We start from the raw sequence: 14,389 nt of genomic DNA, 5'->3' as shown, positions 1-14,389 counted from the left end.
ATTCCAAAAATCATTCCGGCCGGATCCTGGCCCGGCCGAGCCTGGTTCTTATGCTGTTGCTATGAAAGTATGATGAGAGTGCAGGCGAAGTGAAGTTCATTTTTGACAATTTGCCTGTAAAGGAGGAAAGACTCATATGCCCGCGCCAAGCGGCCGGCGGGCAATGCAGGTTGGAAGGCCATGAAGCGCTACGCCGTCAACAGAACTGCCTCAGCCCCCGCCAGCCGGGTGACCGGAGCGCTTGCGCTTGCACTGGCCGTGATCGCCTTTCTGCTCAAGCGGTTCGACCTGATCAGCGCCGACGTTTTCGTGCTGTCGCTGATCGCCGCTGCCGCAATAGCGCTGTTGTCGGCGGCAATGGCCGCGACCGCATTCCACCGGATATGGACCTATGGCGGACCGGGAATTCCCTCGGCGCTGGCCGGGCTCGTCTTCAGCGGACTGTCTCTCGTGCCGCCCGCTCTGGTTCTGGCGATGCTGGTCCTGCGCCCCGAAGCGGAGGATCTGTCCACGGATCTCGGCAATCCGCCGGAGCTGAAGCGCCAGGCGGTGGCGGGTGAACAGCCGTTCTTGAACTGGCTGCAGGATGCGGCGGCGGATCGTGTCTGGCCGTTCATTGCGGGACTGTCCGACCGCAGCCTTTCGGCCGGTGCCGGCCAGGAACAGCTTTACCCCGATATCGTCTCGCGCAGATACAGGATCCCCCCGCCCAATTGCATGCCGCCGCAGAGAAAGCCTTTGAAGAGTTGGGATGGACTGTTGTCGGCGAGTTGCCGCCTGATCTGCTCGATGATCCCACGTGGCTCCAGGCCGAAGGCACCACGCAGATCCTCGGATTGAAGCATGACGTGGCGCTCCGCATCCGCCCCGACGCGGTCGGCGCGCTTCTGGATGTCCGCGCCACATCGCGAACAACCTTGAAGGATCTGTCAGGCAACCCCGACCACATCCGTACCGTCTTCGCTGAAATCGACCGGGTGCTGCTGGAAACCTACGGCGATCTGGCCCGCCTCTCTGTCGAGGAAGCCGGCCTGGACGAGGAGGAATTGCTGCCACAGCCGCAGGAGGAACCGCGCGAGACCATCCCGCAGCCGGGCTTCAAGCCCTACATCGAGAGCGAGGACGAACCGGTCGCGGATGATCTCGGGCTGAGCGACCTCGAAGGCTGACCGGCGGTTGGCGACCCCGGCTACGGAAACCGGCTCCCCGTCAATCGGTCCTGCGCTCTAGCCTGAATTCCGCCGTCAGGGACAGGCCCGGCGCAGCGGACACCAGGCCGCGCGCGGCCAGATCCTCAAGATGGGCGAAAACCGAAAGCGCGGCGGCCGGGTGGAGGGCAGGGTCGACCTCCACGTAGAGCCTGGCGACGATCTGCGCAATGGTCGCCGGACCTGCGGCGAGTTCTTCCAGGATCGAGGCTTCCCTGTTCAGACGGTGGCGTTTCAACTCGCCGACATAGGCGAGGGCGTTGCGGAGAACGCCGCCATGGCCGGGAAAATAGGTCTGCTCCGGCCGGTCCAGAAGTTTGTCGATGGAGACCATGTAGTCCCTCATGCTGCCGTCGGGCGGCGCGACGATCGACGTGGACCAGCCCATGACATGATCGGCGGAAAGGAGAACGTCCTCGCCCTGCAGCACAAAACACAGATGATTTGCCGTGTGCCCGGGCGTCTCGATCGTCTCCAGCGACAGACCCGCCGCCTGGAGAACTTCGCCATCCCGCAGCTCCCGGTCCGGCAGATAGTCCTTGTCGCCGCTGGCGTCGAGCGGATTGATCTCATCCTCCAGCAGCTCCCGGGCAGCCCGGTGGATGCCGCAGCCGACGATCGCTGCCCCGGTCTGTTCCTTGAGCAGGCGTGCCCCCGGCGAATGGTCCACATGTGTGTGGCTGACCAGGATGGCTTCGATCCGCGCGCCGCCGGCCGCCTTTACGATGTCGCCGATATGGTCCGGCAGAGCGGGACCGGGATCGACGACCACGAGCCGGTCCGTGCCGAGCAGATAGGTGTTGGTGCCGAAGAAGGTAAAGGGGCCGGGATTGTGCGCCGTCAGCCGGCGCAGGCCGGGCAGCAGTTCAACGGCGGTTCCGTAGGTGGGGTCGAAGTCGCGATCGTGTTTCATGCCGGATTGCCGTGCGAGGGGCTTTTAGAACTCTCTGCAGAACGTGGTCCGGTTCGCAGGTGAAGGCAATGGTCAATGCGCGGGCATTGGCTTGAAACCGCCTTTTCCTTTGGCGTATCGAGCCAGACCTTTGCCAAGCAGGGGGAATCTATGGAACATTGTCCGTCAGATCGGTCCTGACCACTGAGATTCGCTTGTCGACGGAAAGCCATGACACACGAAACTGAATGCCGGTTCGAGAGCCTTTTGGACCTGCCGCGAGAGCGCGCCTTTTCCCTGTTTGTCGATCGGCCTGATCTGTGGTGGTCCTCGCCGTTCTCCGAGGCAGGCGAGGGACCCGTCGAAGCCGGCATAGAACCTTTTCCCGGCGGCCGTTGCTATGAGATCGACAAAAAGGGCCGCCGCCGGATCTGGGGGACGGTGCTTTCGATCGAGCCTCCGCTGTATCTCCGTCTGGCCTGGCAGGTCTCGCAGGAGGGAGTTGAGATCGCCGATCCGGCTGCGGCGAGCCGGGTGATGGTGAATTTCAGGGAATCGGGCGATGCAACACGCCTGGAGATCGTGCATGACGCCTTTCTCCGCCACGGGGAACATGGCCCGTCCTATCTTGAACAGATGCGCCGGCCGGAAGGATGGCCCCGGATCATCGCCAATCTGAAGGAAGCCGCCCGCACGGCCGTGTGGCGGTGATCTGCGCCTCCACGGCGGTGTGCAATTTCGCCGTGTGGTCTGCAGGCAAACCAACCGCCGCTGTCGCGCAGTTGACATGCTTGCCATGTTAGAGCGTTTCCCGATCTCCCTGTTTCAGCCTTGCACATTTGCTGAGACGTCGAAATAGTATCCGCGATCGTGGCGTAAACCGCTGGCTGACAAGCGCTTATAAAAATCATGACCTTATCCCCATCGCCCCTTGAGGAAACCTCCGAGGCCCGGGCCACCGCATCGCCGCTGACAAGAATAGGCGAAGCGCGCTGGATCCTCCTGACGGCCCTCCTGGCTGCCGGTTCCGCCGTCTTTGCCTATCAGGTTCCGGTCACGGCTGCGGTGGCCGCAATGGCGGCGCTGACGTTCGCGGCCGCCTTCGTGCCACGGCGCTCCGCAAGCCGGCGGGTCAAGTTCAATGCGCAACGGGAAGTCCGCAGGATGTGGCCCGGCACCGGCATGAAGGTGACGGTGGACGCTTTGCCGACTCCCTGTTTCGTCGCCGATGGCCGTGGAATAATCCGCTATGTCAACACACAGGCTCAGACCCTCTATAGCGGCGTGAAGCCGGGCAGTCCCCTGTCGTTTTTCCTGCGGGCGCCGTCCTTGCTCGAAGCTTTCGACCGCGTCTGCGCGACCGGCGGCACGGAGCGCATCAACTGGACCGAACGGGTGCCGACCGAGACCTGGTACGAAGCGCATATCGCGCCGATCTACATGCCCGGTTCCGACGCCCGGGACCGGCCGCACGGCCTGCCGGACTTTATCCTGGTCGTCATTCAGGACCTGACGGAAAACCGGCGGCTTGAGCGCACGCGCACGGACTTTGTCGCAAATGCCAGCCACGAACTGCGCACGCCGCTGGCGTCCCTGACCGGCTTTATCGAAACCATCCAAGGGGCCGCGAAGAACGATCCGGAAGCCCAGGACCGTTTCCTGTCCATCATGCTGGATCAGGCCCGCCGGATGCGCCGCCTGATCGACGATATCCTGTCCCTGTCCCGGATCGAGCTCAAGGCCCATGTACGCCCGGAGAACAAGCTGGATCTGACCGATATCGTGCGCCACACCTCGGACGCCCTGTCGCCGCTGGCGGCGGAGATGAAGGTTGAGATCCGCATGGACATGCCGGAGAAACCGGTCGAGGTGAAAGGCGACCGGGACGAACTCATCCAGGTCGCGGAGAACCTCGTCGAGAACGCGCTGAAATACGGCGGCAGCGGCAAATATGTCGATCTCAGCCTCGCCGAACAGCGCGGCGCGGACGGCGGCCGTCTCTGGGTGCTGTCCGTACGCGATTACGGCGAAGGCATTCCCCGCGAGCATCTGCCGCGTCTGACCGAGCGGTTCTACCGGGTCGATACGGATTCCAGCCGCGCCATGAAAGGCACCGGACTGGGTCTTGCGATCGTCAAGCACATCGTTACCCGCCACCGGGGCCGCCTGGACATCGAGAGCGAGCCGGGCGAGGGGGCAACCTTCAAGGTGACGCTGCCTGCCATCCAGGAGCCGGCAGACGTTTCCGGACCATCGACGGCCTGATTGCGCTCCGGCGGAGCTTCACTTCTGAAAAATTGCAGGCAGGCACACCCTCACCGTGTTTTCGGCAAGCGGCGATAAGAGGCCGCCGTTACCAACACGACACCCGTGCGGCACGCATAGATTGCATCTTTTGAATTTTCGCAATCAGGTGGTTCAAGGAGTCGTTGCGGAACTTTCGGGTGGCCGGAATCGGAGAGGCTTCCGAAAGCCCGGTCCAGGCCGCTCCGGAGGGCGACATAATTGCGATCAAGCGACATAAAAGCTGCAAAGTGAATAATTAGTCTTGTAATTTCAAGATGTTACGATGTCACAAAACTGATAAGGAACTGTCATAGAACTCTCATCCATGGAGCCTAGGTTCCCGGCATCGCTCGTGCAAATCAGTGCTCGGTGATCATCTAGAAACCTTGACATTCAAAGGGAGTGGTCAAGTGAAATTTACGACCCTCGTTAGCGCAACTGCTCTTGCTGTTGCTTCGACCGCATTCGTTGGTGCTGCTCAGGCTCGCGACCAGGTGCAGATCGCCGGTTCCTCCACCGTTCTGCCCTATGCATCCATCGTTGCTGAGGCCTTTGGCGAAAACACCGAATTCCCGACCCCGGTGGTTGAGTCCGGCGGTTCCTCTGCCGGTCTGAAGAAGTTCTGCACCGGCGTTGGTGAAAACACCATCGACATCGCAAACGCCTCCCGTGCGATCCGCGAAAAGGAAATCGCAGCCTGTGCGGAAGCCGGCGTTAAGGACATCATCGAAGTCCGCATCGGTTACGACGGGATCGTCTTCGCTTCCCAGAAAGACGGCCCGGCCTTCGACGCTTTCAACCAGGTACAGTGGTTCAACGCCCTGAGCCCGAAAGTCCTCAAAGACGGTGAACTGGTCGACAACCCGTACACCAAGTGGTCCGAAGTCGACTCTTCCCTGCCGGACGTTGAAATTGCGGCTTTCATTCCCGGCACCAAGCACGGCACCCGTGAAGTCTTCGAAGAGAAGGTCCTGGCCGTCGGCTGTGAAGAATCCGGCGCCCTGAAGGCCATGATCGACAGCGGCATGTCCGAAGACGATGCGGAAGACGCCTGCATCGCGGTTCGCACCGACGGCAAGTCCGTCGACATCGACGGCGACTACACCGAAACGCTGGCTCGCATCGACTCCAACCCGAACGGCATCGGCGTCTTCGGTCTGGCATTCTACGAGAACAACACGGACAAGCTGAAGGTTGCGAACATGGCCGGGGTTGCTCCGTCCACCGAAACCATCGCTTCCGGTGAATACCCGGTTTCCCGCCCGCTGTTCTTCTACATCAAGAAGGCGCATATCGGCGTGATCCCGGGTCTGCAAGAGTACGCCCAGTTCTTCGTTTCTGACGAAATCGCGGGCCCGGACGGCCCGCTGGCTCAGTACGGACTTGTCTCCGACCCTGAGCTGGCCGCTACCCAGGCCAAGATTGAAGCTGCAGAAACGATTGGCAACTAAGCACATCGCTTGCGGAGGGGAGGCCGCGGCCTCCCCTCCTTTCTTTCCTGCCGATCGGGTCGCGTCATGTCACTTCCTCTTGTTTCTGCCGTGCTGCTGGTTCTTGCGGTCGCCGGATATATCTTCGGCCGCGGAAAGGCCCTGAAAACTGTGGGAGGGGATTCGCGCCGCCTGCATTCCCTGTCCGGCTATTACGGCTGGAACGCCGTCGTCTGGACACTGGCGCCTTCGCTCCTGCTCCTGGTGATCTGGCTCCTCCTTCAGCCCATCGTCATCAACGGCAGCGTGTCCTCGATGATTTCGGAAGAGACTGCCGCCGGAAGTTCGCTCGACCTGGTGATGAGCGATGTGGTCCGCATTGCCGAAGGGCTGGACCTTGCCGCCACGCAGGGCGTGATGTCTGCCGAGGACGCCAGCTCCATCCGCATCGAACTGACGGATGTCCGCGACCGCCTGGGGGACGTCGGCGTGGCGCTGGGTTCCGATGTGACAGCCGAAACACTTCGTGCCGCACAGGCCTACCGGGAGATCTCCGCCACCGGCTACCTTCTCCGGTCGGTCGTGGTTATCGGCGCCGCGCTGCTCGGATTGGTGCTTGCTGTCGTGCGCACGAACCCGGAGTTTCGGGCACGGAACGCTGTTGAGAGCGTGGTCCGCTGGATTCTGATCGCGGCCGCATCGATCGCGGTCCTGACGACACTCGGGATTGTACTGTCGCTGATCTTCAACACGGTCGAGTTCTTCCGCATCTATCCGGCCAGCGAGTTCTTCTTCGGTCTGACCTGGGCGCCTAGCTTCGGCGGTGGCTCGGTACTGGGCATCTTGCCGCTGATCTGGGCGACGCTCTATATCTCCCTGATTGCACTTGCTGTGGCCGTGCCGATCGGCCTATTCGCGGCGATTTATCTCTCCGAATATGCAACGCCGCATGTGCGTGCGGTTGCCAAGCCGCTGCTCGAGATCCTGGCGGGTATCCCGACCATCGTTTACGGTCTCTTCGCGTTGCTGACGGTCGGTCCGCTGCTGATGAACGTTTTCGGTTCGGGCGGGGCCTTGGGTGTCAACTGGATGTCCGGCGCCTCGTCGGTCCTCACCGCCGGCATGGTCATGGGGATCATGCTGATCCCGTTCGTGAGTTCTTTGTCCGACGACATCATCAACGCCGTGCCGCAGGCCATGCGTGACGGGTCGCTCGGCCTTGGCGCCACCCATTCCGAAACTGTGAAGCAGGTCATTCTGCCTGCCGCGCTTCCCGGCATTGTCGGTGCCATTCTGCTGGCGGCCTCGCGTGCAATCGGCGAGACCATGATCGTGGTGCTCGGTGCCGGCGCCGCCGCCCGCCTCAGTGTCAATCCGCTTGAAGCCATGACCACCGTTACCGCAAAGATCGTCAGCCAGCTTACGGGCGATGCCGACTTTGCCTCCCCCGAAGCGCTCGTCGCCTTCGCGCTCGGCATGACCCTGTTTGTCGTGACCCTCGGGCTCAACATCATCGCGCTCTACATCGTGCGCAAGTACCGGGAGCAGTACGACTAATGACCGACACGACACTGGCCCAGCAGTCGGACACATCGCACGCTTCGCCCGAGCGAACGGTCTTCTCGATCCTGGAAGGCGACGCCCTGACCAGAAAGCGCAACGCTGCCGAAGCCCGCTTCAAGCTCTACGGCATCATTGCGATCGGGATCGGCCTTTTCTTTCTCGTCGCTCTGCTCTGGGCGATACTGTCCAACGGCCTGGGCGCGTTCACCCAGACCTTCGTGAAGGTCGAGGTCCCGCTGAACCAGCAGCAGATCGAGGAAGCGGAAAAATCCGTCGTCAAAACGTCCAAGTACCGGGCGATCCTCATCGAGGCCTTTGAAAACGACCTGTCAGCGGCCAACATTTCCACCGGCATATCGGCGAAGGACCTCGAGAAGCTGTTTTCCTCCGGTGCGGCAGCCACGATCCGCGACCATGTCCTGGCCCATCCGGACAGCATCGGCTCCACGGTCGGGTTCGATCTGATCGCCTCCTCCCGCGTCGATGGCTATATGAAGGGCCGCGTGGATCGCGACGACCTGGCACAGGACAAGAACCTTGATGCGGCGCATCTGGATCTCGCCGATCAACTGCAGGCAGCCGGCATTCTGGAGAAGCGTTTCAACTGGGAATTCGTGTTCGGCACCGATGCGTCGGACTCTCGTCCCGAGCAGGCCGGTATCGGCGCTTCCATGGTCGGCTCGCTGTTCATGATGCTGGTGGTGCTGGTGCTCTCCCTGCCTATCGGCGTCGCTGCATCTATCTATCTGGAGGAGTTCGCGCCGCAGAACCGGTTTACCGACCTGATTGAGGTGAATATTTCCAATCTCGCCGCGGTTCCGTCGATCGTGTTCGGTATCCTCGGTCTGGCGGTGTTCATCCAGTTCATGCATCTGCCGCAGTCGGCTCCTCTTGTCGGCGGCCTGGTGTTGACCCTGATGACCCTGCCGACGATCATCATTTCGACGCGCGCCTCCCTCAAGGCCGTGCCGCCGAGCATTCGCGACGCGGCCCTCGGCATCGGCGCGTCGAAAATGCAGTCGATCTTTCACCACGTGCTGCCGTTGGCGATGCCGGGCATCCTGACCGGCACGATCATCGGTCTGGCGCAGGCGCTTGGGGAGACGGCGCCGCTGCTTCTCATCGGGATGGTCGGCTTCATCGCCTCCAATTTTCCCGATGGCGTCGCCGCCGGTTTCCTGTCGCCGAACTCGGCCATGCCGGCCCAGATCTACGAATGGGCGAAGCGAGCCGACCCGGCATTCTACGAGCGGGCATGGGGCGGGATCATTGTCCTGCTGGTATTCCTGATGGCCATGAACATTATCGCGATCATCCTGCGCCGCAGGTTTGAGCGCCGCTGGTAAGGACCGAGCCGATGAACGAGATGCCGACAATCGAACAGGCGAACAACATGTCACAGAGCAAGATCTCTGCCGGGAATGTGCAGGTCTATTACGGCGATACCCATGCCATCAAGGATGTGAGCATTGAAATCCGGCCACAGTCGGTCACGGCTTTCATCGGTCCCTCCGGCTGCGGGAAGTCGACTTTCCTGCGGTGTCTGAACCGCATGAACGATACGATTGCGAGCAGCCGGGTCGAGGGCCGGATCGAGATCGACGGTGAAAACATCTACGATCCCAGGGTCGATCCGGTGCGGCTGCGGGCAAAGGTGGGCATGGTGTTCCAGAAGCCCAATCCGTTCCCGAAGTCGATCTATGACAATGTCGCCTATGGGGCGCGCATCCATGGCCTGGCCCGCAACAAGGCCGAGCTGGACGACATCGTCGCCTCCAGCCTGCAGAAGGCGGGACTGTGGGAAGAAGCCAAGGACCGCCTGGACGAGCCGGGCACGGGCATGTCCGGCGGCCAGCAGCAGCGTCTGTGCATCGCCCGTGCGATCGCCGTCAGCCCGGAAGTGATCCTGATGGACGAGCCGTGCTCCGCGCTCGACCCGATCGCGACGGCGAAAGTGGAAGAGCTGATCGACGAACTGCGCGAGAATTTCACCATCGTCATCGTGACGCACTCCATGCAGCAGGCGGCCCGCGTCTCGCAGCGTACCGCATTCTTCCACCTTGGCGTGCTGGTCGAGGAGGGCCTGACCCAGGACATCTTCACCAACCCGAAGGACAAGCGGACGCAGGACTACATCACGGGCCGCTTCGGCTGACCGAAATACCGGATACTAGGGGACACACGATGTCTGAACATATTGTCTCGGCGTTTGACCAGGAACTGACGGACATGGCCGGCAAGATCGCCGAAATGGGCGGCCTGGCTGAAAGGGCCTTTGCGGATGCCGTGTCCGCGCTGGTTTCGCAGGATCTCGAGCTGGCCAGAACCACCATCCGTCAGGATGAGCGCCTGGACGCGCTGCATCACGAAGTCGAGGTGAAGCTGATCGAAATGATCGCCCGCCGCCAGCCGCTGGGCCAGGACCTCAGGGAAATCACCGCGGCAACGCGGATTGCCAACGACCTGGAACGGGTCGGAGACCTGGCCAAGAACGTCGCCAAGCGGGCGATTGCCATCGACAGCGGGCTGCAGTCCAAGAAGCTTGCCATCGGCGTCGAGCACATGACCGAGCTTGCCCTGTCGCAGCTCAAGCAGGTGCTGGACGCTTATACCCGCAAGGACGCCGAAGCCGCGCGCCGGGTCCAGGAGGCCGATGCCGAGGTCGATGCGATCTACACCTCGATCTTCCGCGAGCTGCTGACCTACATGATGGAAGACCCCCGGGTCATTACCCAGTGTGTCCATCTCCTGTTCTGCGCCAAGAACATCGAGCGCATCGGCGATCACGCGACCAACATCGCCGAGAACGTCTACTACATGGTCACCGGTGAGCGCCTGCCGGAAGAGCGCACGAAGATGGACGAAACCATGGGTCCTGCCTGAACCTTGCTCGTTGAACGCCAGGAATGAACTGTCCGGCGCTCGGCGCCGGTGAGGGAAGTGGAGCGATACTGTATGCCGAAGGTGCTCATCGTTGAAGACGAAGAACCACTCAGCCTTCTGTTGCGATACAATCTGGAAGCGGAAGGATACACGGTTGAATCCTGTGTCCGCGGCGATGAAGCGGAACTCCGGCTGAGGGAAAGCCTCCCGGATCTCCTGCTCCTCGACTGGATGCTGCCGGGCCTGTCCGGAATTGAACTGTGCCGGCGCCTGCGTGCCCGTGAAGATACCGAACGTCTGCCGGTCATCATGCTCACGGCCCGCGGCGAGGAGGCCGAGCGCATTCGCGGCCTGGCGACAGGGGCCGACGACTACGTGGTCAAGCCCTTCTCCGTGCCCGAACTGATGGCCCGCGTGCGCGCCATCCTGCGGCGGGCAAGCCCGGAAGTGGTGTCGAGCATGCTGCGCTCCGGCGACATCGAACTGGACCGCGAAACGCACCGCGTCCGCAGGAACGCCAAGGAGATCCATCTCGGGCCGACGGAGTTCCGTCTGCTGGAATTCCTGATGACGTCGCCCGGGCGTGTTTTCTCGCGCGAGCAGTTGCTCGACGGCGTCTGGGGTCACGACGTCTATGTCGACGAGCGCACCGTGGACGTCCATGTCGGGCGCCTGCGCAAGGCGCTCAACAAGGGCAAGGCCAGTGACCCGATCCGCACCGTCCGCGGCGCCGGGTACGCCTTCAACGATCAGTTCTCGGCAACAGGCTGAACCGTAGAGGCGCCACTGCCGCGCCGCCCGCACTGCCGAAAACGGGCACCCCCTTCACGAATGCCCATAGCCGTGGTGCACCCGGCCTAGCCTAGCGACAACCTTTCCTTCGTCCTCCCGGACGGAGCGAAGCGCAGATCCGGGACCGGTGAGCCGAGGTCTGTCGTGTAGGATGGAAGGAGAACGGGCTTGCGGCTCTCCGATCCCGGCGCGCCCGGCTGGCGATGGAGATCGCAGGGTCAGAAAACAAAAATGCCCACCGGATCGGCGGGCACTTCAAGTCTGAGCTGAACTGTTGCGTCAGGATGCCTGGGCGATCACCTTGCGGTCGCGGCGGCGGTCGGCGACCGGCTGGTAGGCGATCTTGCAGTGGTGCGCGCAATAGGGCACGCCGGCATCCGACTGGCGGCCGCAGAAATAGAAGTCGTCCGTTGCCGGATCACCGATCGGCCATTTGCAGGTCCGCTCGGTCAGCGTCAGGATCGTTGCACGCTGGGAGATCGGGACCAGTTCCGCGATCGGTTCCGGTTTTGCTTCGGCCACCGGAGCCGGTGCGTAATCGGCCTTCAGGGCGGTCGCGCCGATCGATTGCGGCTGGGCGGCCGGTTTCTTCGGTGCCGAAGTGCCCGCGGGAGCGTTGGGTCGTGCGCGACGCTGTTTGGACGGGTTGGAGGCCGTTTTGGCGCGGCCGGAAAGGCCCAGCCGGTGCACCTTGCCGATCACGGCGTTGCGGGTCACCCCGCCCAGCTCGCCCGCAATCTGACTGGCGCTCAAGCCGTCGCTCCAAAGCTTTTTGAGAAGCTCAACCCGTTCGTTCGTCCAGCTCATTGCCGCACCCTTTTTATTTGACCGACCGGCGGCCATTAGCCTCGTGACAAGCATGCGCTCGATCGGCATATCTAGTGCCTGTATCCGATTGACGTCACGAGATCTCGTGTCTGACTGCCCAGAGGTTACAATAGTGTTAATTTGTGAGGCAACCACTGGTCTTAAACCAATTGGGGATGAACCGACTTTTCCCCAAATAAGGCGAGCCCGTTGAACGTGTCGTGACTTCCCGATTTGCGGGCAAATACGGCATTTCCATTGACAGGCAACGGTAGGGACGGTGTATAAGTTCTCCGCTGCGTGCCGCCTCATCGGGGCGGCACGTTGCGTTTTGGCCTTTCCGTACCGTTATCGTGACGTAACCGGAGCGGGAAAGGCGCTAACAGGAGTTGTACGAGGAATGTCCGAGACGGCACTATTTGGAAACTACGCAAGATCGAACCTGTCTTTCGATCACGGGGAAGGTGTCTGGCTGGTAATGGCAGACGGCCGACGATTCCTCGATTGCGGTTCCGGTATTGCCGTGAACGCGCTCGGCCACAGCCACCCGCATCTGGTCAAGGCCCTGCAGGATCAGGCGGCCAAGCTCTGGCATGTCTCCAATCTCCACCAGATGCCGGAAGGCGAGCGGCTGGCGAAGCGGCTGTGCGAGGCGACATTTGCCGACAAGGTGCTTTTCGTGAATTCCGGAGCCGAGGCGATGGAGGCCTGCATCAAGTGCGCGCGCCGCTATCACTATGACAACGGCCAGCCGGACCGGTTCCATATCGTCACTTTCGAGGGCGCGTTCCACGGCCGCACGATTGCGACCATTGCCGCCGGCGGACAGGCGAAATACCTGGAGGGCTTCGGGCCCAAGGCGCCGGGTTTCGATCAGGTGCCGACCGGTGACCTGGATGCGCTCAAGGCCGTGATCGGCCCGCAGACCGCGGCGATCGCTATCGAACCGATCCAGGGCGAGGGCGGTATCCGGGAGATCCAGGTCGATTTCCTGCGGGCCCTGCGCAGGATCTGCGACGACAACGGCATTCTCCTGATCTATGACGAGATCCAGACCGGCGTCGGACGGACGGGCAAGCTGTTCGCCCATCAGTGGACGGGTGTCGAACCCGATCTGATGGCTATTGCCAAGGGGATCGGCGGCGGGTTCCCGATGGGCGCCTGCCTTGCGACCGCCGAGACGGCGAAGGCCCTGGCACCTGGAACCCACGGCACCACCTTCGGCGGCAATCCGCTGGCCATGGCGGTCGGCAACGCCGTGCTGGACGTCGTGCTCGGCGACGGGTTCCTGGAAGAGGTCCGGCAAAAGGGCCTCAGCTTCAAGCAGAAGCTTGCCGGGCTGGTGGACAGCCATCCGAAAGTTCTGGAGCAGGTGCGCGGCAACGGTCTGATGCTCGGCCTGAAATGCGTCGTGCCGGCAGGCGACTATGTTGCCGCCGCCCGCGAGGCCGGGCTTCTGGCAGTCCCGGCCGGCGAAAATGTGGTGCGCATCATGCCGCCGCTGACCATTAGCGAAGAAGAAATAGCAACCGCCGTCGAGCGGCTCGACCAGGCCGCCCGTGCAGTGGAAGAAAAACTGGTGGAAGGAGCGGCCGAATGACCGCGAACGGAACCTATCGGAATTTTCTGGATCTGACCGAATTCGAAGGCGACGAGCTGCGCGCCATTCTTGAAGCCGGCAAGAAGATCAAGGCAAACCGAGACGGTGTCCGCAGCGAGCGGCCGCTTGCAGGCAAGGTCCTTGCAATGATCTTCGAGCAGCCCTCCACGCGGACCCGCATCTCCTTCGATATCGGCATGCGCGAGCTTGGCGGCGAAACCCTCATGCTGACCGGCGCTGAAATGCAGCTCGGGCGGGGCGAGACGATTGCCGACACCGCGCGTGTTCTCTCCCGTTTCGTGGACGGGATCATGATCCGGATTTTGGATCATGACGAGCTGAACGAACTGGCCGCAAATGCGACGGTTCCGGTGATCAACGGCCTGACCAAGCTTTCGCATCCCTGCCAGATCATGGCCGACCTGATGACATTCGAGGAGCATCGCGGTTCCGTGAAAGGCAGGAGCGTTGCCTGGACCGGCGACAGCAACAACGTGCTGGCCTCCTGGATCCATGCCGCGCCGCGGTTCGATTTCGAACTGCGTATCGCGACGCCGGGCGAACTGGCACCGCCGCAGGAGCTGATCGACAGCGCCCGCGCCAAGGGAGGTTCCATTTTGGTCACAACGGACCCATATGAGGCAGTGAAAGGGACCGACTGTGTCGTCACCGACTGCTGGGTGTCCATGGGGGATGATGATGCGGAAACGCGTCACAACCTTCTCGGCGCCTATCAGGTGAACCAGCGGTTGATGGCAGAGGCGAACAAGGACGCCTTGTTCATGCACTGCCTGCCGGCGCACCGGGGCGAGGAAGTCACCTCGGAAGTCATGGACGGTCCGAATTCCGTTGTGTTTGACGAAGCCGAGAACCGGCTCCATGCCCAGAAGGGCATTCTGGCCTGGTGCTTCGGCGCAGCTTGAGGCAG

14 protein-coding genes are annotated in these 14,389 nt (G+C 62.2%); 12 read left to right on the top strand and 2 right to left on the bottom strand.

From position 1 onward, the window contains the following. Positions 1-180: 180 nt before the first annotated feature. Entirely contained in the window at positions 181-840 is a 660-nt protein-coding gene (locus ON753_RS15105; protein ID WP_265963451.1) for a hypothetical protein, read from the top strand. After that, the gene (locus ON753_RS15100; protein WP_265963450.1) at positions 747-1,169 is read left to right on the top strand and encodes a DUF1499 domain-containing protein; all 423 of its coding nucleotides are present in this window, start codon (positions 747-749) and stop codon (positions 1,167-1,169) included. Before ON753_RS15105 ends, ON753_RS15100 begins: the two co-directional genes overlap by 94 nt. A gap of 40 nt (positions 1,170-1,209) precedes the next feature. On the opposite strand, the gene ON753_RS15095 is transcribed toward ON753_RS15100, so the two are convergent. Next, positions 1,210-2,121: an MBL fold metallo-hydrolase gene (locus ON753_RS15095; RefSeq protein ID WP_265963449.1), complete on the bottom strand. Its 912-nt coding sequence runs from the start codon at positions 2,119-2,121 to the stop codon at positions 1,210-1,212. A 210-nt stretch (positions 2,122-2,331) separates the two neighbouring features. Between ON753_RS15095 and ON753_RS15090 the strand changes: the two genes are divergently transcribed. The 8 genes from ON753_RS15090 to phoB all read left to right on the top strand — a co-directional run bounded on the left by ON753_RS15090 (position 2,332) and on the right by phoB (position 11,033). After that, positions 2,332-2,811, top strand: coding sequence for an SRPBCC family protein (locus ON753_RS15090; protein WP_265963448.1), 480 nt, complete (start codon positions 2,332-2,334; stop codon positions 2,809-2,811). Positions 2,812-3,009: 198 nt separating this feature from the next. Beyond that, positions 3,010-4,365, top strand: a complete 1,356-nt coding sequence (locus ON753_RS15085) for an ATP-binding protein (RefSeq protein WP_265963447.1) — start codon at positions 3,010-3,012, stop codon at positions 4,363-4,365. A gap of 431 nt (positions 4,366-4,796) precedes the next feature. Continuing rightward, positions 4,797-5,837 (top strand): substrate-binding domain-containing protein, encoded by a 1,041-nt coding sequence (locus tag ON753_RS15080; RefSeq protein ID WP_265963446.1) that lies wholly within the window; start codon positions 4,797-4,799, stop codon positions 5,835-5,837. 66 nt (positions 5,838-5,903) lie between these two features. After that, complete coding sequence (gene pstC, locus ON753_RS15075; RefSeq protein ID WP_265963445.1) at positions 5,904-7,373, top strand: phosphate ABC transporter permease subunit PstC; 1,470 nt, start codon at positions 5,904-5,906, stop codon at positions 7,371-7,373. Continuing rightward, positions 7,373-8,725, top strand: a complete 1,353-nt coding sequence (gene pstA / locus ON753_RS15070; protein WP_265963444.1) for a phosphate ABC transporter permease PstA — start codon at positions 7,373-7,375, stop codon at positions 8,723-8,725. The genes pstC and pstA overlap by 1 nt, the downstream gene beginning before the upstream one ends. An 11-nt stretch (positions 8,726-8,736) precedes the next feature. After that, positions 8,737-9,534 (top strand): phosphate ABC transporter ATP-binding protein PstB, encoded by a 798-nt coding sequence (pstB, locus tag ON753_RS15065; protein ID WP_323054741.1) that lies wholly within the window; start codon positions 8,737-8,739, stop codon positions 9,532-9,534. 29 nt (positions 9,535-9,563) lie between these two features. Beyond that, complete coding sequence (gene phoU, locus ON753_RS15060) at positions 9,564-10,262, top strand: phosphate signaling complex protein PhoU (protein WP_265963443.1); 699 nt, start codon at positions 9,564-9,566, stop codon at positions 10,260-10,262. Between the two features lie 72 nt (positions 10,263-10,334). Then, positions 10,335-11,033 carry a phosphate regulon transcriptional regulator PhoB gene (gene phoB / locus ON753_RS15055; RefSeq protein WP_265963442.1) on the top strand — a complete coding sequence of 233 codons (699 nt, stop codon included), beginning with the start codon at positions 10,335-10,337 and terminating at the stop codon, positions 11,031-11,033. Positions 11,034-11,333: 300 nt separating this feature from the next. Here the strand turns inward: phoB and ON753_RS15050 are convergent, their stop codons facing one another. Then, positions 11,334-11,861 carry a GcrA family cell cycle regulator gene (locus ON753_RS15050; protein ID WP_265963441.1) on the bottom strand — a complete coding sequence of 176 codons (528 nt, stop codon included), beginning with the start codon at positions 11,859-11,861 and terminating at the stop codon, positions 11,334-11,336. A 400-nt stretch (positions 11,862-12,261) separates the two neighbouring features. Here ON753_RS15050 and ON753_RS15045 point away from each other — a divergent pair, with 400 nt between their 5' ends. Further along, positions 12,262-13,461, top strand: a complete 1,200-nt coding sequence (locus tag ON753_RS15045; protein WP_265963440.1) for an aspartate aminotransferase family protein — start codon at positions 12,262-12,264, stop codon at positions 13,459-13,461. Further along, positions 13,458-14,384 carry an ornithine carbamoyltransferase gene (gene argF, locus ON753_RS15040; RefSeq protein ID WP_265963439.1) on the top strand — a complete coding sequence of 309 codons (927 nt, stop codon included), beginning with the start codon at positions 13,458-13,460 and terminating at the stop codon, positions 14,382-14,384. Before ON753_RS15045 ends, argF begins: the two co-directional genes overlap by 4 nt. Positions 14,385-14,389: the final 5 nt, after the last annotated feature.

The sequence above is a fragment of the Roseibium salinum genome, assembly GCF_026240905.1.
Lineage (GTDB): Bacteria > Pseudomonadota > Alphaproteobacteria > Rhizobiales > Stappiaceae > Roseibium > Roseibium salinum.
This window is presented reverse-complemented; position numbering and strand designations above follow the sequence as displayed.

Coding starts and splice junctions, on each gene's coding strand:
- phoB (WP_265963442.1), top strand. CDS start 10,335: ATGCCGAAGGTGCTCATCGTTGAAGACGAAGAACCACTCAGCCTTCTG.
- pstA (WP_265963444.1), top strand. CDS start 7,373: ATGACCGACACGACACTGGCCCAGCAGTCGGACACATCGCACGCTTCG.
- phoU (WP_265963443.1), top strand. CDS start 9,564: ATGTCTGAACATATTGTCTCGGCGTTTGACCAGGAACTGACGGACATG.
- ON753_RS15085 (WP_265963447.1), top strand. CDS start 3,010: ATGACCTTATCCCCATCGCCCCTTGAGGAAACCTCCGAGGCCCGGGCC.
- argF (WP_265963439.1), top strand. CDS start 13,458: ATGACCGCGAACGGAACCTATCGGAATTTTCTGGATCTGACCGAATTC.
- ON753_RS15095 (WP_265963449.1), bottom strand. CDS start 2,121: ATGAAACACGATCGCGACTTCGACCCCACCTACGGAACCGCCGTTGAA.
- ON753_RS15090 (WP_265963448.1), top strand. CDS start 2,332: ATGACACACGAAACTGAATGCCGGTTCGAGAGCCTTTTGGACCTGCCG.
- pstC (WP_265963445.1), top strand. CDS start 5,904: ATGTCACTTCCTCTTGTTTCTGCCGTGCTGCTGGTTCTTGCGGTCGCC.
- pstB (WP_323054741.1), top strand. CDS start 8,737: ATGAACGAGATGCCGACAATCGAACAGGCGAACAACATGTCACAGAGC.
- ON753_RS15050 (WP_265963441.1), bottom strand. CDS start 11,861: ATGAGCTGGACGAACGAACGGGTTGAGCTTCTCAAAAAGCTTTGGAGC.
- ON753_RS15045 (WP_265963440.1), top strand. CDS start 12,262: ATGTCCGAGACGGCACTATTTGGAAACTACGCAAGATCGAACCTGTCT.
- ON753_RS15105 (WP_265963451.1), top strand. CDS start 181: ATGAAGCGCTACGCCGTCAACAGAACTGCCTCAGCCCCCGCCAGCCGG.